Origin of the sequence: Psychrobacter sp. AOP22-C1-C5 (assembly GCF_052378885.1) — a bacterium.
Taxonomy (GTDB): domain Bacteria; phylum Pseudomonadota; class Gammaproteobacteria; order Pseudomonadales; family Moraxellaceae; genus Psychrobacter.
This window is the reverse complement of sequence record NZ_JBQSYC010000001.1, coordinates 87,787-109,211: the sequence shown is the minus strand read 5'-3', so window position 1 is coordinate 109,211 and position 21,425 is coordinate 87,787. Positions and strand designations below refer to the sequence as shown.

The window sequence follows — 21,425 nt, the reverse complement described above, 5'->3', positions numbered from 1 at the left end:
TGCCGCTTAAACTCAGAAATTTACCGCATGAAACTTTGCTCTTATTTCTGTTAAGCTGATATAATCGCAGCGCTTGGTTTTATCCACACTTTTTATTCACTATTTCTTTCGAGCAGGGTTTGTCATTACTATGTCTTATGCCTTACTTCGCCCCTTTTTGTTTAAGATGGATCCAGAACACGCCCACGAGATGACTTTATCTTTATTGGATAAAGCTCACAAAGCACGTGCTTTAGGTTTGGTGTATGGTCAGTCAATGCAGCCCACAGATTGTATGGGATTGCAGTTCTCAAATCCAGTCGGCCTAGCGGCAGGGCTGGATAAAAACGGCGATTATATTGATGCGCTGGCTGAGTTGGGATTTGGTTTCATAGAAGTGGGTACGGTTACCCCGCGTCCCCAAATAGGCAACGATAAGCCAAGACTGTTTAGAATAAAACAAGCAGATGCTATTATTAATCGTATGGGTTTTAATAACCAAGGCATCGATTATCTGATCGAAAATGTCAAACGCTGCAAATACAAAGGCAATATTGGTATTAATATCGGTAAAAATGCTGATACACCAGTGGAGCAAGCGGCTGACGATTATGTCTATTGTCTAGAACGTGCCTATCCACATGCCTCATATATTACTGTCAATATCTCATCACCAAACACCAAAAACTTACGTGATCTGCAAAGTGGCGACGCGCTAACTCAGCTTTTGGATACCATCAAAAATCGTCATAGCCAATTAGCAACCGAATACGGTTTTTATGTGCCTATGGTGCTAAAAGTTGCGCCTGATCTAGAGCCGCTACAAGTGGACTATATCTCAAAACAGCTGATCGAATTTGAGATGGATGGTTTGATCGCGACCAATACGACATTGAGCCGCGTGGGTGTGGAAGATTTGCGTGATGGTGATCAGGCGGGTGGTCTCTCAGGTCGTCCAGTGAGTCATATTAGTACCCAGATTTTACAACAATTCTCGGACCAGCTGGATGGTAAGGTAACTTTGATAGGTGTGGGTGGTATCGATAGTGGTGCCAAAGCTGTTAAAAAAATTGAAGCGGGTGCCGACCTAGTGCAGCTTTATACTGGTCTTATTTACCGCGGGCCTGGGCTAGTACAGTCTTGTATTCAAGCCATTGGCGGTTATTATGATGCTATGGAAAGCTAAAGCATGAATCAAATAGCTTTCTTCTAAATGAGAGTGATTATTTGATCTTAAATAGAACAATCCATGATTCATCTTGTCATAACAACCCAAGTGTACACCTGATAAAAACGAACAAGGTATGAGGCATAAAAGATGAGTGGTCTGGATATTGTGATTGCTATTGTTGTCTTGATTGGCCTATGGCGCGGCTTTCAAGTGGGACTTATTAAGACAGCACTTGGCTTGGTAGGTTGGTTTATAGCTCTTATTGCTGCGACACGTTTGGCAGGTGCAGTCTCGCCTCAGTTATCAGGTATCGTACAGAACCCTGTTTTGCAAATGGCAATGGCCTTTTTAATAGTAGTGATTGTTATATTGGCGATCATGCATTTGGTAGGATTTGTATTCTCAGGCGTGCTCAAAACCTTGCGTTTAGGGGTCGTTGATAAAATGGCAGGCGGGGTGTTAGGTGCTGCCAAAAATGTGTTGATGATATTGGTCGTTCTTAGCGTCAGCGCGCCATTATTGGTACAACTGCCACAATGGCAAACCTCAGTACTTGCACCCGAGCTAATGCCTTATGCACCAATGGGTAAAGCACTGGTTTCAGATGTACTAGGTATGGCTTGGGATCAGGTAAATCAATCATAAGTTTTATGCTTTTAGTTCTTAACACTTCTGCTTTATGACTTTGTTTTTTAGAACATCTGTGACACTGTCTTTGTAATTCATCCTTGATAAAAATTCATTTAATAGCATTTAAGGTCATAGATAACGTATCGATCGTTGCTTTAACCAATCATCAAAGACACAAAGATTTTTTAAATTTTTAATATCATCAGGTTGACGGTGAGTGATGGCTCTAATCTTTAATGATGCGCTGTCAAAAGTTTTGCCGTTATTGTCGTACTAATGTATGGGTCAAAATAGGATATAACTATGTGTGGAGTCATTGGGGTTGCAGCTCATGAGCCAGTCAATCAGATTCTTTATGACGGTCTAACGATGCTACAGCATCGCGGGCAGGATGCAGCAGGCATTGTTACTTTGCAAGATGGACGACTCTATCTGCGTAAAGAAAATGGTATGGTACGTGATGTTTTCATGAACCGTCATATGATGAAGCTGGTTGGTAAGTTTGGTATTGGTCACGTGCGTTACCCAACGGCGGGCACCTCTAGCAGCGCTGAAGCTCAGCCATTTTATGTCAACTCACCTTATGGCATTACGCTTGCCCACAATGGTAACTTGACCAATGCGGAGAGCTTGGCCAAATCGTTGTACATCGAAGATCGTCGTCATCTTAATACTGACTCAGATTCTGAAGTGCTATTGAACGTACTTGCTCATGAAATGCAAAATCTAGGCAAAACCAATCCAACGGCTGCTGATATTTTTGAAGCGGTCAAAGCTGTTTATAGTCGCTGTGAAGGCGCTTATGGCGTGGTGGCTTTGATTACGGGTCATGGTTTGCTCGCGTTTCGCGATCCAAATGGTATTCGTCCGCTTATCTTTGGCAAGCGCATGGCAGAAAATGGCGGCACCGAATATATGGTCGCCTCAGAGTCAGTGGCATTGACTGGATCAGGTTTTAGCATTGTCCGTGATGTGAAGCCAGGTGAAGCCATTTTTATTGATTTGAATCATAAATTACATACGCATCAGTGCGTCGAGCAAAAAGAATATACGCCTTGTATCTTTGAGTATGTCTATTTTGCTCGTCCAGATTCAATCATGGACAACATCTCAGTCTACAAATCACGTCTACGCATGGGCGAAAAACTGGCAGACAAAATCCTTGCTGAATGGGGCGAAGATCATGATATCGATGTGGTCATTCCTATTCCAGACACCTCACGCACATCAGCGATGGAGCTGGCGCTTAAGATGAATGTCAAATACCGCGAAGGGTTTATGAAAAACCGCTATATCGGTCGTACATTTATCATGCCAGGTCAACAACAGCGCAAAAAGTCAGTACGTCAAAAACTTAGTGCCGTACCATTAGAATTCAAAGGCAAAAACGTACTATTGGTGGATGATTCTATCGTTCGTGGTACGACTTGTCATGAGATTATCCAAATGGCGCGAGATGCGGGTGCCAATAAAGTATTCTTCGCTAGTGCTGCGCCACCAGTTAAATATCCAAACGTTTATGGCATCGATATGCCTGTCCGTAGTGAACTGATCGCCTCAGGTCATACGACAGAAGAGGTACGAGACATCATTGGGGCAGATCGATTGATCTTCCAAGACTTAGACGATTTGATTGATGCGGTAAAAGATACCAAACACAGTCGAGTTGAAGGCTTTGATTGTGCAGTCTTTAACGGCTGTTACATCACAGGTCAAATCAACGAAGCGTATCTTGAGTATCTACAAGAACAGCGTAACGATACGGCTAAAACAGGTAAAAAAGGCGTACAGATAGTCGCCGATACGCCAGTCGATATGATGGGTGTCGAAGAGCTTTAAGTAATGTCGTAGGCAACTGTGTTAGTTGCTAATTGACTCAGTATACTCAAAAATAAGAGGCTGGATTCTCATTAGAATCCAGCCTTTTTTGTATTTAAAGTAAAGCATTATGCCATTTCGACAGAGTTTGTTTGCTCTTGAACTGACGGTAGTCTGACTAGCTTAAAGAACCTGTCAATAGCCACAGCAGACCGTTGATCGCAGCAATACCGACCACCATACTGACCAGTAACTGGCGGCTGATATGATAAATAAACAGTACCAAGATCAGAGCACCTATTTGCGCCATGAGTAGATGTAGCTCTGCGCTATGGATGCCAGTCGTTGCAGATATGTCCTGATAAGAAAGGCTGGTCAAAATAAGCAAGACCATAACGGATAGCGGTAAACTCTCATTCAGTCGATGAAGCCAAGGCGTATCCAAAAGCTTTTTGGGGATTAAAGTGGGAAGGGCACGAATAATAAACGTAACCGCCGCCATCGCAAAGGTCGCAAAAATAAGATAGCTACTGGTCATTAGTGTCTCCCATTGAGCGGCGTTGTATCCAAACACCACGTGCTAAAATCAGTAACACACAAATAACAATCGCCATCAATAACAGCCAATTGGTTGTAAATAATGAGGCTATGGCTAACGACACCATAGCAACACCAATTGGAAAATAGCGTTTGATGCTTTGAAACTGCTCATACGCCAAAATGGCAAACAGACAAACCAAAGCAAAATCTAAATGTGGCACCAAATCGTTCAGCGCACTGCCAATCAGTATACCAATCGCACTGGCTATTACCCACCAGCTTTGATTAAACAAACTGATTGGCAGTATTAAGGCTTGTTTTGACTCGTTAGGCAAACTGGTTACGATAGAAAAGGTCTCATCCGTCAGCGCAAACAAGCAATAGATTTTGGCAACCTTACGTTTTGGTAAGTAGGGCAGTAACGGCATACCATAAAACACATGGCGTAAATTAATGGCAGCAATATTGGTTGCGACACTGCCGATCGGTAAACCAGCACTCAGCATTGGTAGGCAAGCATATTGAGCCGCACCAGCATATAAGACGATACTCAGCATCATTATCGCCCATAAAGGAATACCCGCAACTTGTGCCAGCACGCCAAAAGCGATGCCTGCGGGCAAATAGCCCATTGCCACCGGTATGCTTTTTTTAAAGCCTTCAGCCCAATCGTGGTTGGTTTCAAACTGATGATCGAATTCATTTGAACGAGTTGTCACGTAATATCCTAATTTTCTTACTATAATTTTTATGATTTATTTTTTATCAAAAACCAAACTTATTGAAACATTGAACCAAGAAAAGTGCTCAAGTAGTTGGCTAAGAAAGTATTAAGCATCAGGCTGTAGTTTTTCATAACTGCCTGTTTGGTGCGCACGATATAAGAAGCCACTTAAAATAATGAGTCTTAATAGCAGTAAACCCCATACACTTAGCCAAATGCCAGTCATATCCCATTGTTGATACAAAAACCAACTCATAGGAAAAAAGACAGCGGCCAGTATTAGGGCGGCATTACGAATCACACTGCCAGCCGTCAAGCCAAAAAATATGCCATCTAGCCAATAAGCGCCGACACCGACGAGAGGCAGCAACACGGCATACAGACGGTAATCATAAGCCAGTGCAAAGACCGATTCGATGTTGGTCATAAACTGTAAATACGTTGGCATCAAAATCCACCATATCGCGCTTAAGGCAATGGCCAGTCCATAACTGACGATACCTGTGCGTTTCACAATAAGGCGAAAACGTGGCCAATCGCGTCGTCCTGCTGCTTGACCACTTAAGGTCTCGGCAGATACGGCAACGCCGTCCAGTGCAAAGGCTGAAATACTCAGTACTTGAAGTAAAATTGCGTTGGCAGCCAGTATGACGTCGCCACTTTGAGCAGAAAGACGTGTAATCCAAGCAAAGCTCAACGTTAAAATAAACGTACGAATAAAAATATCTTTATTCAGTGAAAATAGCCTAAGCATTTTTTCTTTGGTAAAATGCTGTGAATCGGCCTGAAATAACGCTGACCAAGATATTCCTAAATGCTGACGGCTTAACCACAATGCCAATAAAATACCTAACCAAAAGGCAATTGTAGTGCCCAATGCCACACCGACCAATCCCATCTGCATCCAAAAAACAAAAAACAAGGTCAAAGCAATATTAAGTATGGCAATGAAGCCTTGTTGATAGAGCATATAACGTGTCTTGCCTTGACCTGCAAACCAGCCAATAAAAGCGAAGTTCATCAGCTCAGCAATAACGCCCCAAAAACGTACATCTAGGTATGTCTTTGCTGCAAGCCCGCTATTGGGGTTGGCGGATAACGCTTGCAAACCAAAATCGATTAACCAAGGTTTGGCTAATAGCAGAACAGCCCCAATCATAAATGCCAATAACAAGGCACGTTGTAAGATAGATAAGAGGGGAGACGGCATCGAAATTGAAGATCTGGTCATATCGTTTGTAGGGCTGTCTACAGAACTGGCCAATTGCCCCAGCGCTTGAGCCGACAGTCCGGACGAGGCGTATTGTAAAAAGTTAAAACTGACCAGTAGTAAAGACAACAGCTGTATCGCCAAACCCATGCCAGCAAGCTTAGCAGTATCATTCATGTTGCCTACAATGGCAGTATCAATCACGCTTTGTAGTGGCATCGCCAAATTGGCCAATAATACTGGCAAGGCGATAGCGATGATACGAGCATATCGTGTATCAATTGGTGGCATCGCGCTAGAGGGCGGCGTAGTAATAGGCATTGGCGGCTCGTTTATACTTAAACAATAAAGAGAGTACGGTTTTCGATCAATACTACTAATAGGTTGATATATGACGTCAGCGTGGGATGTCTGATAGTTGAAAAACAGCTACAAAGACAAAAGCACCTAGACTCATTTTTATGAGTCAGGTGCTTTTATTTAACCGGTTTTACTGTTCAATCAACAATGAATATTAAGAACATCTAAACTTATTGAGAGGGTTATCAACTCAATAAATTATGATTGAACCGTATTAAGGCTTTTCCTGTTCAAACATTTTTGGATCATTGAAAGTAACAATTTCTTCTTCAAACTCTGGTTTTACTTTTACGATAAAGTCATCGCGAGATAGACCCATATGTAATGGGATAGAGCTTGCAATGTAAGTAGACGAGTAAGTACCAGCCAGCAACCCGATGAATAATGCCACTGAGAACCAGAACAGTCCATCACCGCCTAAGAACAGCATAGCGAGTACGACCAATAAAACAGTTGAGATGGTCATGATTGTACGGCGCAATGTCTCAGTCAAAGACAAATCAATGGTCTGACGCGGCGTGATACCTCGAACGCGTCGAAAGTTTTCACGAATACGGTCGTAAACAACAATGGTATCGTTCAACGAGTAACCAATCAATGCTAAGACAGCTGCCAAAACAGTTAAATCAAAAGGAAAACCAAACAAGGCGAAAAAGCCAATGGTGACGATAGCATCATGGAAAAGTGACAGTACCGCACCAAGCGCTAGCTTAAACTGAAAGCGTAAGGCGACATAGCCAAGCATACAAACTAACGCTAGCACAAGCGACATCACTGAGTTTAAGTAGATCTCATTACCAACTTGGCTACCAATAATGTTCACGTTACTGATTTCAACGTTATTGTTAGGAAGCGCCAATGCTGCACTAAGATCAGCATTGAGACCGTCCACATTATCAGATTGAGGTGGCAAGCGGACAAGTAACTCTTCCCGCGTCCCAAGGTACTGCACTACTGCATCATCAAAACCATTGGCTGCCAATGATTGTACAACTTCGGCCTGCTCGACAGGTTGCTCATAACGTATGTCCGCTGAAACACCACCAGTAAAATCAAGACCTAAGTTTAGGCCGTTCACTGCGATAGCAATAATACTGCCAATCACCATCAATAAAGATAGAAGTGCCATTGGCTTTTCTATATTCATAAAAGGAATGATGCGTTGGTTACCAACGGCTTTGATACCGCCTTCAGCTGCTGCCGCCGCATCATCAGCGTCCCCAAATCCTAAATTCGGATCCATAGTTGTGGACGCATCTGCTTGAGTAGTTAGTACTTGATTGTCTTTTGCGCTGCCTTTACCACCGCGACGAGTCTGGCTTTTGTCTAATGTGGCAGGCGTAGAATTATTGGTTTGGGTATTGCTACCTTTGCCGTCGCGGCGTGGCTTCTTACGGCGGCGCGTACTTGCATCACTGTTTGAACCATTCGAACCATTTCGATCAGGGTTGTTCTGCTGTTCTAAAGGATTATTTTTATCAATCGTCATAATGTTCTCCTAACCGATGCTCAAACGTTTGATAGATTTACGCTTACCGTAAGCAATCTGTATCAGCGCACGTGTCACCAAGATAGCAGTGAATAGTGAGCTGACAATACCAATAGCCAGCGTAATCGCAAAGCCTTTAATCGGACCAGTGCCGATCGCAAATAGAATGAATGCGACCAATAAGGTAGTGATGTTGGCATCGAAAATACTACTAAAGGCTCGGTCGAAGCCTGCCACGATAGCGGACTTTGGCCGTACCCCGTTTGCAAGCTCCTCACGTATTCGCTCAAAAATCAGAACGTTGGCATCGACCGCCATACCAATGGTCAAGACGATACCTGCAATTCCTGGTAGCGTTAGTGAAGAGCCTAAGATTGACATAATCGCAATAATAATAATCACGTTTACTGCCAGCGCCACGTTGGCGATAACACCAAACAGACGATAGAAAATAATCATAAATGCAAAGACTAATAGATAACCGACCTGAGTAGAGAACAAACCTTTATCGATATTGTCCTGTCCCAGTGATGGACCAATAGTACGTTCTTCTACGAAGTACATTGGTGCAGCAAGAGCGCCTGAGCGTAATAAAAGCGCAAGCTCAGCGGCTTCAGCACTGCTATCTAGACCAGTGATTCTAAAAGAAGAACCAAGTACCGCTTGGATGTTGGCGCGGTTAATGACTTTGGTCTCAGCATAAGGTGTTCTGACTTCGACAGTTTCCCCAGTTGCAGGGTCTTCTTCATAAGTGATTCTTTGCTTGTTTTCAATGAACAATACGGCCATTTGTTTGCCAACCGCGGTGCGAGTGGCATTTTGCATCAGTTTGCCACCAGCACTGTCCAACGTGATACTAACTTCAGGAGAGCCGCTTTCATCGATGCCAGTTTGAGCATTGGTCACCTTATCACCAGTGACAATCGCTTGGCGTTGTAGCAGTACAGGCGGACCATCAAGGGTCTCAAATGGGAACGCTTCCGTACCCGCTGGAGGAATACCGCCAGTGAAGTTTGCGCCGTCTTCAGCCACCATGCGGAACTCAAGGTTTGCCGTACGTCCAAGGACACGTTTCGCTTCAGCTGTATCTTGTACACCCGGTAGCTCTACGACAATACGATTAGCACCTTGTGATTGTACTAAAGCTTCAGTAACACCAAGCTCAGCAATACGGTTACGTAAGGTCGTCAAGTTTTGATTGACCGCATAGCTATTGATCTCGTCAAGCGTCGCCTCGTTATATGACAAAACTAAGGCAGGACCTTGCGCGTCAATAGATGATTGCAAACTGAATGTGTTACCCATTGAGCTTTGTAAAACATTCTGTGCACGGTTACGAGCATCTGTATCAGCAAAATGTATTACGACACCTTGAGCTTCAGTCTTAATGCCTTTAACAGCAACTTGCTCAGCACGTAGTTCACGACGCATATCGCGACTGGCACTGTTCAAACGTTGTTCAAGCGCTTTATTCATATCGACTTCAAGTACAAAACGTACACCGCCGCGTAAATCAAGGCCGAGCTTCATCGGTCTTGCACCGATGTCACGTAGCCACTGCGGAGTAGTTTGTGCCAAGTTGAGTGCGACCACATAGTCTTGACCCAAGTTCTGACGTAGCACTTCTTGAGCCTTCAGCTGATCAACTGGATTATTAAGACGTACCAGCGCGCTGTTGCCCTCAAACGTACCATCATGGTTATCAATACCTGCCTCTTCAAGCAAGCTTTGAGATTGAGTCAGAATACCTTCAGACAGCTGTGTACCTGCGGCAGCACTAGTAATCTGCACGGCAGGTTCGTCAGGGTATAGGTTGGGAGCAGCATATAGACCGGCAATGATTAGCACGACGGCAATAAGTAAGTATTTCCAAGCGGGATATTGCATAATCACTTCTTTAGGTTGATAAACGACTGGCGACATGGGCCACAAGTTAGCAGATGGGAAGTTAGCGATAGCAATGGTTGAGTGTCATTGTTAGCACTCTTGATAGGTGCCATTGCGATCATCCGCGATAAATAATAAAGCGTAAAACAGAAAAGCAAATAATACAGACGTATCTTTATCCAGTCATCAGAAATATAAGTATCAGAAATATATTCATCAAGAATGGATGGTATTAAGAGAGACAGTATACTCAGTAGAGACCAATTCTGAACTTATAAAGTGCTTTTATGGCACTATGTTACAGTAAAGTTATAGCAAAAAATGACCGTAAACAATATACGGTCATTCTTAGTCATTGCATATACTGATGATGATATGACCATCAAACGCTAATAAATAATTAAACGCTTTCGATAGTACCAGCAGGCAATACTGAGATAACTGACGCACGCTGTACTTTAACATCAGTGTTGTTGTTTAAACTAACCACTGCGTAATCACCTTCTAATCCTTTGATTCGACCCATCAAGCCACCAGCAAAAATGATTTCGCTACCGACTGTTAATGAATTAACCATTGCACGGTGCTCTTTGGTACGCTTAGATTGTGGGCGGATAACCAAGAAGTAAAAAATCGCGAAAAATGCGACAGGCAACAGGATTTGACCAAATAACGACGCCGCGCCAGCAGTTTCTGGTGCAGCATGGGCAGCTTGGATAAATAAGCTCATAGTTTCTCTCAGTAAGTCATGAATAATAATAAAATTAAACGCATAGTAACAAAAAATCTCAGACTTGGTAACTGTTAATCATAGGCTGAGGATGTTTTTCTTAAGAAAATCCTATCAAAGAGGCCAGTTAACGCGATAACATTTTCGATAGATTACACAGATGACCACTCACATAAATAAAGACAAAACACTGAAAGCGGATCAAAATTCAAATATCGACTGGTTATTAGGCAAACGTGTTCCTATAACAAGTAGGATGCTATAGAAATTATAAAAAATAAACGTCTAAAAATGGCGAATTATTGTGAAATATCGTCATCAATGCTACTATCAAATGGTAATAATTACTTGTATTTAGCATACGGTCTGCTGAGATGTGATAAAGTCTAATATGAACTAATAAATCAGTTTTGGGCAGTTCGTCATCGTCGCTTTTACAGATGTTTTTACCTGCATCGGGACGTGCTTTTAATTTCCGATGTGGCTTGCCCATCACATTCCTTTTTCCTTTTTTCTGTTTAGGTTACCCAACTTGTTCAACACTTTTATGTTTGTACCTCGATTATGTCGTCCACGCGCTTATAAAGAAGCGTCTGCCAAACCTCCTCCGACGACACGCCATTTCGTGCAATTTAATAATCCTAAGTCAACCTTTGGAATATCGGCATTGCTAGCGATGCTTATATTATTGTTGCCTAATGCCGCTTTTGCAGCAGGGGCACCAGCCGCCGCAGAAGCACTAGCAGCGCCAACAGCGATGAGTGTGTTGTTACTTATACTTTTTGTCGCTGTTGCTATCGGTATCTCGTTTATCTGTTCTTTAGCAGAAGCCGCATTGCTTAGTATGACGCCGTCATATATTGCGGATATTCAAGAAACCAATCCAAAAAAAGCAAATATGCTAAAACGCTTAAAGGTTGATAATATCGACCAGTCGTTGGCGGCGATTTTGACTTTGAATACAGTGGCTCACACGTTGGGTTCTATTGGCGCAGGTGCTCAGGCCACTATTGTATTTGGTAGTGCTTGGTTTGGACTATTTTCTGCGTTTATGACATTGGCTATCTTGTTTTTATCTGAGATTATGCCAAAAACGCTTGGAACTATATACTGGCGTCAATTGGGCGGCATGGTTGCTTATTTTGTCCGAGGTATTATTCTGCTCCTGTATCCTCTTATTTGGATATCGGAAAGACTCACAAAATTACTGGTACGCGGAAAAGAACCACAAGCGTTTAGCCGCCGTGAGTTTGCTGCACTTGCTAGTATTGGTGAAGAGTCAGGACAAATTGATCCGCTAGAGTCGCGTATTATTCGTAACTTATTGGCTTTTGGTGCTATTAAAGTCGAAGATATTATGACACCGCGCTCGGTAATGCTGGCGTTTGAAGAAAACAAAACGGTGGCTGAATTGTTGGTTGATCGTCCAAAGCTTACGTTTTCACGGTTACCGATTTATGATGGTGACTTAGACAACATTACAGGCTTTGTGCTGAAGACAGACATGTTATTGGCGAAAGTTAATCATGCCATGCATAAGCCTTTGACTCAGTTTAAACGAGAAATTACCTTTGTATTCTCGAAAATGAAACTGTTTGATTTGTTAGAGCTTATGCTAAAAAACCGTATTCATATTGCAATTACTGTGGGTGAGTATGGCGAAGTCAAAGGACTTGTGACGTTAGAGGATGTGTTTGAAACGTTATTGGGTCTTGAGATTGTAGATGAAATTGATCGTGTCGAAGACATGCAAGCATTGGCTCGTCAAATGATGGATAGACGCGTTGAGCGTCTTGGTATGAAGCTTAGCGATGATGAACAGTACGAAGATAATGGCACTGGTAACAATGCCAAGTCTTAGTAAAGGTCTGTAGACCGTTGTAGCTGATTCAATTGATGCTGTTTTATATTGAGCATACAGACGGTCATCATTATCTTAGAGATATTTTTTAATAGAAGTCGTATTTAAGTATTCGCAATAATTACACAGGGTGTCACATAGCTGTGAGAATTGAATGATACGCTCACTCTATGATACAAGTATGCTGTCATCAGTAATAACGGCGCCATTATTAGATTAAAGCAGATATTGTAAAAGTACTTGATGGATTTATTAAGCCATCGGCGCTTAACCTACTTAAATAAAAGCTAGAAAAACGTTAATTGTCACTATCTGACAATAATGAAAACAGTATCGCTAAGGATTATCATGAAACTATTATGGGGAAAAGGCCTGTTGGCACTATTAATGAAAGGGGCGAGTGCTGCGACTGTGGTTGCAGTGGCAAGTACCGTGAGTGTCAATGCGCAAGCAGCAACCATGACTGAAGCTTTGGTGCAGAACTATATAGCAGCAATGAAGTCGTCAGCGAATAGCCAGAGTATCAATCAGGTCGCTCGTCTCGTTTCTGATGATGCCCTGATTTCGCTATCTCGAAAAGGTAAGTCTACCAGCTTGGATAAAGATGCTTATTTGAAGTTATTGCAACGCAGTTGGAATGATACGTCCAATTATAATTACGATATTTCTGTCGATAACATTGTGATTACAGGTACGCAGGCCAAAGCCAATGTAACGACCAATGAGAGCTGGGTGAAGAATGGTCAAAAAGTCTCATTTGTTACGACATCAAGGGTGACATTGACCCTGTCCACTGGTAATGCGGTGCTACTACGTGCGGTATCACAAGTGACTATTAATTGATAATTGGCTACTTTATCCGTATGCAACGTTAAGTTATCAAAGGACTGAATAATTCATTGTTGCAACTGATCGTTTGAATGCTGACTGATTTTTGATTACCGTTTTCGTATACTGCTGTCTTTTAATATCGCAGTAGTTTTTGCTCTACATTGCATACTATACTATTAATCAATTTTATCTTATTACTTTTCGTCGTTAGGAAACTTCCAATACCATGTCTACTGTGCTATCAAAATCTCGCTCATTTATTGCGTTGCCATTGACGCTTGCGGTATCCACTTTACTCATCAGTGCTTGTAGTAACACGTCAGCAGTAAAAAATAATGGGGCGACCAATAGCTCACCGGTCATTGTCAAACGTCCCGTTACTCAAACCGCAACGCCAAGCGGTGGTACTGACTATTCGACCGCGTATCTGGATGCGGAAAGTTTGGATGAGTTGGCAGATCTACTAGAAGCCAGTGACATGACCATGGTGGAAGGCAACAAACTTGCTATTCAGCAATACGGCGATTTGTGGAATCGTTTACGTGCAGGCTACCGTATGAACGGTGGTCAGCCGATTTATAACCAACGTATCGAAGGACAAAAAAGTTGGTTTACCAGTCGTCAAGACTATTTAAACCGCTTAACAGCACGTGCCAGCCGTTATATTTATCATACGGTGAGAGAGGCGGAGCGTCGCAATATCCCAACGGAGCTTGCCTTGCTACCTGTTATCGAAAGCTCCTACGATCCAAGTGGTACCAGTAGTGCGGCCGCAGCAGGCTTGTGGCAGTTTATCCCAAGTACAGGTCGTATCTATGGTCTAAATCAAAGCAGCACCTATGATGGTCGCCGTGATGTTATCGAATCAACGCGCGCCGCTTACGACTTTTTGACCGCGCTACACAATCAATTCGGTAGTTGGGAGTTGGCGCTAGCGGCTTATAATGCAGGTCCTGGTCGTGTCCAAAAAGCCATTGATGCCAATGCTGCACGCGGGTTGCCAACCGATTACTGGTCACTTAGGTTGCCGACTGAAACCATGAACTATGTGCCGCGCTTTTTGGCAGTGGCTGAAATCGTCGCAAAACCTGAACAATATGGCGTGTATTTGCCAGCCATTGCCAACCGTCAGCATTTCCGTAGCGTGCCTGTGAATTATGGTGTCAGTCTGGCGGAAGTATCGCAGTTGACGGGCGTTAGTTATGATGAGCTAGAGAGATTGAATACTGCGTTAACTTCTGGACGTGTTGACTCTTCAGGTCCTCAGCGTATTATTATTCCTAATGATGTTAGTCTTAATACTGACGCTAAGCTAAGCACATTAAAAGGCAATGGTACAGGTAATGTACTTGCATCAAACAATACAAGTACTCCAAGTACGACGCCAACCACACCAAGTTATAACAGCAAGCCATATACTGGTACTACCTTACCATCGACAGGTAGTGCATTGGCCGATTACGCGGCAAGCGCCAGCGTGCCTCAGCAAACGACAAGTTACATTCCACCGTCAGTAACACCAACCAGCAGTTCTGCTTATAGTAGCAACCCCTCAGTCCGTACTGAGCCGCCATTGACGACTGCAGAAACCAATAAGATTAATGCTGAACTTAAGAGTACCAATACGCTCCCGACCACCTCTGCCCAAATCACACAGAACAACACGATTGTCCAAGAACCGCCATTAAGTAAAGAAGAGCGTGACTTCATTGCCAATCAAATTCGTACCAGTACTTCTGAGACCAATGTTGTCAATGCAGACGGTAACATTAACTTGTCAGCAGTCCAGACCCAGCAATCTATTCTAGAAGCCAGCGGTGCCGAGAAAAAACTAAGCTTTGCAAATTCATCGACAAGCAAACCAAAACCACAAGGCACGCGTACCACGTATACGGTGAAGCGCGGTGATACGTTGTCTAATATCGCGACCCGTGCTGGTGTGAGCTGGCGAGATATCGCTGAATGGAACCAAATAGATGCCAGCGCTAACTTGCTATCTGGCAGCACTCTATATCTATACAATGCCAAAGCTATTGAACCTTTAAGTAGTAATGCAACATCAAAACAGCCGGACAGCTATGTAGTACAAAGCGGTGACACGCTGATCGGTACAGCCAATCGCTTTGGCTTATCAGTCACCCAGCTGGCAAGTTATAATAATCTAAGTAGCCGTGCTGACCTGCTTAGAGGGCAAAAGCTGTGGTTAATACCGGGTAAAGTATCGGCTCCTGCCGTGACGCCTGCTGCGCCATCTACCAGACCAAGCAAGTCAAGCACTGCTACCAAAAACTATAGAGTAAAAGCGGGTGATGGCTTAATTGCATTGGCGCGTCAATTCAATGTATCAACGGATACACTCGCCACGCTTAACGGTATCGGTGCTACAGATTCGTTGTATGTCGGTCAAACGCTAAAAGTTCCTGCTACTGTCGATTTTAATTCTGCTGCCACAAGTGCAAGTAGCTCAAACTCAAGTTCAGTAGCGACGACTAACTATAAAGTCAAATCAGGTGAGACCTTAATCGGCATTGCAAATAGTGTCGGTGTTAGCCCAGCTGAGATTGCGGCGGTAAATAGTAACTTTGATGCTAGAGCACGTTTGCAACGCGGCCAAACCATTAAAGTGCCAGTGTCTAAACAACTGGTAGATCGCCAACTGAATGACAAAGCCGTCAGTTATAAAGTAAAATCAGGTGATACTTTGACAGGTGTGGCTAAACGTTACAATATAGGTGTCAGTGACTTGGCAACAGCCAACAATCTGAAAACCAACTCGAACCTAATACTCGGTCGTACCATTACTATTCCTGCCAGTGGCAGTGCTGTAACACCTGCTAGTGCGCCAAGTAGCAACCAATCAAGCAGTAGTAGTTCTGCCAGTAATAGCGGCAAAAAACTTGGCAATACTGAGAATTATAAAGTCAAGTCAGGCGATGGTTTGATTGCGCTTGCTCGTCAATTTGGCGTATCAGTAGAAGACTTGGCAGCGACCAATAATCTGGCAACCAACGCCCAACTACAACGTGGCCAAACCATCAAAGTACCGAAGGTAACAGTCAGCTATACAGTTGGATCAGGGGACAGCTTGATTGGTTTAGCGCGTAAATATGGAGTATCTACGCAAGAGCTTGCTGAGATGAACAATATCAAAGCAGATACGATGCTACAGCGTGGTCAACGTTTGACAGTGCCCAATCGCTAATTGATTATTAAAATTTAGCAAAGTTAATTCCTAATACAAAAAAAGCTGCTCTTTATAGAGCAGCTTTTTTGTTGGAAATTGTCTAATGAAATTTTAAAGCTGTAAAATTTAGAATCTTTAAAACCTTTACTAAAACCTATTACTACACAGTTTGAGTCTTTATCGTCTCAAGATAGCTTCTGATATTACTGACGTAATGCATCGCTTGACCATAACGGCTATTGGAGGCTCTATTATCAGCTAAGTATGCATAAACGTTTGCCCAACTTTTATCATCAATACCTTGATCTCGCAATTTACGCTGAATACTCTTGACAGCATTTGGCCCCATGTTATAACCAGCCAGCGCAAACCAAATACGATCCGTTTTTGGCACATCAGCAAAATCCTCTTTCATCTGCTCTAAATAGCGCGCGCCGCCGCCGATACTTTGATAAGGGTCAACACGATCTGAGACTCCCATGGCTTTAGCTGTATTGTTGGTCAGCATCATGAGTCCGCGCACGCCAGTTGGCGATACCGCATTGGCATCAAGATGCGACTCCTGATAGCCCATTGCCACAAGCAGTTCCCAATCATGGTTATAATTACGAGCTTGCTCCTCAAAGGAGGACTGATAATCGGGCAACTTTTCTGTCAGCGTCTTTTTAAAATGGTCTTGACTGTAGGCATCTTTTAACAAGTTTTGATTATAGAAGGCCGCAAGCTTCTGAGTGTTTTGCAGCTTGATACTATCACACAAGAAATAGCTGGCCTTTTTTGATAGTGGGTCACTTGGGGAGCTAAACGTCCAGCTTACTTTTGGGTGCAAACCGTTTTTGGTCAAGCTGGCATCATAACCACAGCTGACATTAACGGAGGCCAAATTCATCGTGTTTTTTAACTGAGTACTGGCGGTCGTCAATGCCATGTCAGCTGCACCCAATCTCACTGCTTTAAGTGCCGCTTCTTCATTGGCATAAGCCTTTAGATTGATATCAACACCAAGCTCATCGGCATAAGTACGCACCAAATCAAAGCCAAAGCCATGTTGGAAGCCGTCGGTAGCAAAATACGTGCTGTCACCTGGGACAGCCGCAATGGTTAAAGTGTCCTCTGACATGACACGGTCGTAGGCTGGCATTTGCACACCCATCGTCGTCAGACTCTGCGCGGGCAGAGAGAGCAGAGCGATACTAGAGACCTGCGCCAATTTTTTGGTTCGAGAAAAACGAGTCGAAATAGGGGTAACGGATGAAACGATGTTACTTTTAGTGTTCAGTCGTTGCTTGGATGGACGCAGTAAATAAGAAATACGGCGTTTAGCCCCTTGCGCAGATACTTTTACACGATAAGTAATACGCTGCATGGATGTCTCCTGATTTTAGCCATCCTACTTACCTTAAAATAAGAACAAGTGCTGCTTATAGAACACATAAGCATGAATGTTACATTTTAGATGGTTTCGCACTTATAAATGGTTCAAGCACAATACCACCTTGTTTGATCATCGTACCGCTACTAGATACCTTGTAAAAGTTAGCGGCACAGTTGCCCAATGATTACTTAGTCATTTTCTATTGGCATAAAAATAGACAGTTTAAAAAACCCTGTCAAAATCTAAACGCACAATAACGCGAAGGAAATAAATCGGATGATCCCTTCATCGATATAGATAGAACCAGTAGTAATTACAACGACAGATCAAACATAGGTAAGGTCATGAATAAATTATCAAAACAAGATCGTAGAGCAATTGTGCGAAGGATTCACTGTTGACACCCTTTAGTCGCTCAATTTTTACTACGATAATATCAACATCAGTAACTCTTAATATCGTTTATGACAGAGTAAAAAGATATTGATATGTCATTGTTCAGCCATAATGGTAGGCAATTAATATAGATAGATAAACAGCAGGTAGTAAAACTGTCTACCTATCCATATGTGTAAAACCACTATTGAGACGCTAAAATGAAGGCATATCGTACTGTTAAAATAGATTAGCAGCAGAATAAACCGATGGGTAATCAGTCTAAAATCTCATTAATCGTATAAGACGATATGTATAAAGCAATGAGATTTTAGATGTTTACCCGTATTAAAGCGCCATAACCGGAAGCTATAATAAATGGGAAGTCTCATGACAAGACGTTCTTTGTTCAGGAAGTAATATGCAGATATAGGTTGCATTATTCAAGTATATTTAAGAAACCAGCGATAAAACTTAACAATCGAGCCATAGACGGTTAGAAACAGTCTTGTTTTCTATACAGTTAGTAAAGAGAAAACAATAAAAAACAATTGCTATAAGAAGAATGACCTTTTTTAGTTTAACTAAGATGTTTAAAAATGGAGATAAAACGCGACATGGTAATTCCATTATTAAGCAGGATTATCAATATCAATAAACATCACAGGCAATCCAAATTGCTCAGCAATAACATCGCCTAATGCTTGAATACCGCCACGTTCTGTCGCATGATGACCACAAGCAAAATAATCAATGCCAAGCTCACGAGCAATATGCGTGGTACGCTCTGATATTTCTCCAGAAATAAAGGCATCGCAGTTCATAACTGCCGCTTGTTCAATCATATCTTGTGCGCCGCCCGTACAAATACCAACGCGTTCGATGATCTTATCATTGCCTTTCGCATTAGCAGCAGGGTCAGCATGATTGTAATGGGCAGAGATATTTAACGGTGTACGCCCTAAAGCTTTGGTAATTTGAGCAATAAGGCTGTCAGCATTTTGCGGCACACAGGTGGCGATATTGCCTACAGGATGGGACTCGTTAGGATAGAGCGCGCCAATAACCTTCATGTTTAGCGCCTCAGCGAGTTTGGCATTGTTGCCGACTACTGGATGCGCATCAAGGGGCAGGTGATAACCAATCATAGAGATGCCATGTTGCATCAGCTTACGGATACGGCGACCTTTCATACCCGTAATGGTGTCAGATTCACCTTTCCAAAAGTACCCATGATGCACCATGATGGTATCTGCATTGACAGCGATAGCCGCATCAATCAACGCTTCACAAGCAGTAACACCTGTGACAATACGCTGAACGGGTCGTCCACCGTCTACCTGTAAGCCATTTGGTGCGTAGTCTTTAAATGCGCTTGCTGACAAGTAGTCGTCGCAAAATTGCGTTAGCTTTTGTACGCTAATAGCCTTAGAAAAAGTGTCTGTTGAGACAGAATTGGCAGTCATTTTATTCTCCTTATGTAATTCATTCTAAATAATAGAAGCACAATAGTTGCATGTGGTAGAGTCTGCATGATTTTTTTAGAACCGTCAGTTTATCATGACGCTGCAAAAGAGTAGATAAGGGTAATAACTGAAATGGTACACGATACGTTACAATTTGGCGGTGTTGACGGTTATAATTTACATACGTGAGCCTGTTTAATGTGGCATCCATCATTGAGTTGGATGGCATTGACCACTGGTTTGCATTTGATGTGTTGTATTGAGTGAGTTATTCTTTTTACTTAATTTATTTTCGTCTGTTTGTATCAAATTCATAGAGGTTATATATGTCGCCATCTCGGAACACCAATAACAAGGCATCTTTAATAAAGTGGTTACCTTGGATTTTATTGCTAATAGTGATTGCAGCATTTATCTGGTTGTTTATGAGTATGAAGTCGACGTCTAAGAATGCGTGGGAGCCGCCGAGAACTACGGCTGCCGAACAGCAAGCATCAGCCCCTATCAGCGATACACCAGCACCTATTTCTTCTTATCATAATGCGGTCGCCCGTGCATCGCAGTCGGTCGTCAACATCTATACCACGCAAACGATGGCAGAACATCCTTATATGGATGATCCAGTGTTGCGCCGGTTTTTTGAGTATCATGGTGGCCCATCACAAGAGCAAGGCAATACCAATTTAGGCTCTGGCGTGATTGTGTCGGAAGACGGTTATATCGTCACCAATGCTCATGTGATTGAAAAAGCGGATGAGATCACCGTGGCTTTCAATGATGGTCGTAAAAGCCGTGCTACAGTGATCGGTACAGATCCAGACAGTGATTTGGCGGTTATTAAAGTAGATATGACAGGATTGACGCCGCTTGGCTTCCGTGAAGATCCTATTCGGGTGGGTGATCTGGCCTTGGCGATTGGTAATCCATTCGGTGTGGGACAGACAGTGACGCAAGGTATTATTTCAGCGACTGGTCGTACTGGCCTTGGTGTCAATAAGTTCGAAGACTTTATTCAAACGGATGCAGCGATCAATCCTGGTAATTCAGGCGGCGCACTGGTAGATGCCTATGGTGAGCTGGTTGGGATCAATACTGTGATTTTCTCACGTTCTGGTGGCTCTATGGGTATTGGGTTTGCCATTCCTACTTCTATCGTTGAACAGGTTATGAATGCGCTGATTAAAGATGGTAGAGTGAGTCGTGGTTGGTTGGGTATCGAGATACAATCACAATTGCGTGATCCGACGCAGCTTGAAACGTCCACAGGCGTAGAAGTCTTAAACGTGATTGAGGGAAGTCCTTCTGCTAAGAGTGGATTACGCGTTGGTGATATTATTCTCACCATTGATGGTGTTGAGATGACAGATGCCAATACACTGATTCAGTACGTCGCTCGTAAACCGCCCAATACTAAACTGAATGCACAAATATTGCGTCAAGGTAAAAACGCGCAAGTAGAGATATTATTAGAAGAGCGTCCAGTACAAGAGCCGCTTGAACGTCCCGTCGTCATGATGCAAGATGGTAGTATGGGTCAACCAAGTATACAAGGTGAGCAGCAAGAAGTGCCCATGATGTCAGAGGCAGAGCGTGACCGCATGCGTGAAGAGTTACTAAAATTGTTTGAAAATGGCGGCGCACCTCAGTAATTGCCTAATACAAAATGAATGTAGTGGTGTTAGAAAAAATTGTTTTAGCGCCACATTATGATGACGGTGTTATGTCTCTTTAAGATCAATCTTATCCAACAAAAAGCGCGCTATCTTGACAGGTAGCGCGCTTTTTTAATGTTTGT

The 21,425-nt window shown here is 43.0% G+C and carries 15 protein-coding genes; 7 read left to right on the top strand and 8 right to left on the bottom strand.

Features of this window, described 5'->3' with window-relative positions; translation table 11 throughout:
- Positions 1 to 130: 130 nt before the first annotated feature.
- From ACT3TH_RS00405 to purF, 3 genes are all read left to right on the top strand, one after another.
- Positions 131 to 1,165, top strand: a complete 1,035-nt coding sequence (locus ACT3TH_RS00405; protein WP_444753885.1) for a quinone-dependent dihydroorotate dehydrogenase — start codon at positions 131 to 133, stop codon at positions 1,163 to 1,165.
- A gap of 132 nt (positions 1,166 to 1,297) precedes the next feature.
- Positions 1,298 to 1,795: a CvpA family protein gene (locus tag ACT3TH_RS00400; protein WP_444753884.1), complete on the top strand. Its 498-nt coding sequence runs from the start codon at positions 1,298 to 1,300 to the stop codon at positions 1,793 to 1,795.
- Between the two features lie 288 nt (positions 1,796 to 2,083).
- On the top strand, positions 2,084 to 3,619 hold the full coding sequence (purF, locus tag ACT3TH_RS00395; RefSeq protein WP_444753883.1) for an amidophosphoribosyltransferase: 1,536 nt from the start codon (positions 2,084 to 2,086) through the stop codon (positions 3,617 to 3,619).
- Between the two features lie 157 nt (positions 3,620 to 3,776).
- On the opposite strand, the gene ACT3TH_RS00390 is transcribed toward purF, so the two are convergent.
- The 6 genes from ACT3TH_RS00390 to yajC form a co-directional block, all read right to left on the bottom strand.
- Entirely contained in the window at positions 3,777 to 4,136 is a 360-nt protein-coding gene (locus ACT3TH_RS00390; RefSeq protein ID WP_444753882.1) for an AzlD domain-containing protein, read from the bottom strand.
- Positions 4,126 to 4,857, bottom strand: a complete 732-nt coding sequence (locus ACT3TH_RS00385; RefSeq protein ID WP_444753881.1) for an AzlC family ABC transporter permease — start codon at positions 4,855 to 4,857, stop codon at positions 4,126 to 4,128. Before ACT3TH_RS00385 ends, ACT3TH_RS00390 begins: the two co-directional genes overlap by 11 nt.
- A 111-nt stretch (positions 4,858 to 4,968) precedes the next feature.
- Positions 4,969 to 6,393 (bottom strand): MATE family efflux transporter, encoded by a 1,425-nt coding sequence (locus ACT3TH_RS00380; protein ID WP_444753880.1) that lies wholly within the window; start codon positions 6,391 to 6,393, stop codon positions 4,969 to 4,971.
- Between the two features lie 253 nt (positions 6,394 to 6,646).
- Entirely contained in the window at positions 6,647 to 7,921 is a 1,275-nt protein-coding gene (gene secF / locus ACT3TH_RS00375; protein WP_444753879.1) for a protein translocase subunit SecF, read from the bottom strand.
- Between the two features lie 9 nt (positions 7,922 to 7,930).
- On the bottom strand, positions 7,931 to 9,808 hold the full coding sequence (gene secD, locus ACT3TH_RS00370; RefSeq protein WP_444753878.1) for a protein translocase subunit SecD: 1,878 nt from the start codon (positions 9,806 to 9,808) through the stop codon (positions 7,931 to 7,933).
- A 400-nt stretch (positions 9,809 to 10,208) separates the two neighbouring features.
- Complete coding sequence (yajC, locus tag ACT3TH_RS00365) at positions 10,209 to 10,538, bottom strand: preprotein translocase subunit YajC (RefSeq protein ID WP_444753877.1); 330 nt, start codon at positions 10,536 to 10,538, stop codon at positions 10,209 to 10,211.
- A 676-nt stretch (positions 10,539 to 11,214) separates the two neighbouring features.
- Between yajC and ACT3TH_RS00360 the strand changes: the two genes are divergently transcribed.
- The 3 genes from ACT3TH_RS00360 (at position 11,215) to ACT3TH_RS00350 (ending at position 16,432) form a co-directional block, all read left to right on the top strand.
- Positions 11,215 to 12,399, top strand: a complete 1,185-nt coding sequence (locus ACT3TH_RS00360) for a hemolysin family protein (protein ID WP_444754260.1) — start codon at positions 11,215 to 11,217, stop codon at positions 12,397 to 12,399.
- 348 nt (positions 12,400 to 12,747) lie between these two features.
- The gene (locus ACT3TH_RS00355; protein ID WP_444753876.1) at positions 12,748 to 13,242 is read left to right on the top strand and encodes a nuclear transport factor 2 family protein; all 495 of its coding nucleotides are present in this window, start codon (positions 12,748 to 12,750) and stop codon (positions 13,240 to 13,242) included.
- 214 nt (positions 13,243 to 13,456) lie between these two features.
- Positions 13,457 to 16,432, top strand: coding sequence for a LysM peptidoglycan-binding domain-containing protein (locus tag ACT3TH_RS00350; RefSeq protein ID WP_444753875.1), 2,976 nt, complete (start codon positions 13,457 to 13,459; stop codon positions 16,430 to 16,432).
- Between the two features lie 142 nt (positions 16,433 to 16,574).
- On the opposite strand, the gene ACT3TH_RS00345 is transcribed toward ACT3TH_RS00350, so the two are convergent.
- Both ACT3TH_RS00345 and ACT3TH_RS00340 read right to left on the bottom strand, forming a co-directional pair.
- Positions 16,575 to 17,780 carry a transglycosylase SLT domain-containing protein gene (locus ACT3TH_RS00345; RefSeq protein WP_444753874.1) on the bottom strand — a complete coding sequence of 402 codons (1,206 nt, stop codon included), beginning with the start codon at positions 17,778 to 17,780 and terminating at the stop codon, positions 16,575 to 16,577.
- 1,016 nt (positions 17,781 to 18,796) lie between these two features.
- Entirely contained in the window at positions 18,797 to 19,630 is an 834-nt protein-coding gene (locus ACT3TH_RS00340) for a Nif3-like dinuclear metal center hexameric protein (RefSeq protein ID WP_444753873.1), read from the bottom strand.
- 326 nt (positions 19,631 to 19,956) lie between these two features.
- Between ACT3TH_RS00340 and ACT3TH_RS00335 the strand changes: the two genes are divergently transcribed.
- Positions 19,957 to 21,279 carry a S1C family serine protease gene (locus ACT3TH_RS00335; RefSeq protein ID WP_444753872.1) on the top strand — a complete coding sequence of 441 codons (1,323 nt, stop codon included), beginning with the start codon at positions 19,957 to 19,959 and terminating at the stop codon, positions 21,277 to 21,279.
- The last annotated feature ends 146 nt before the right edge of the window (positions 21,280 to 21,425 follow it).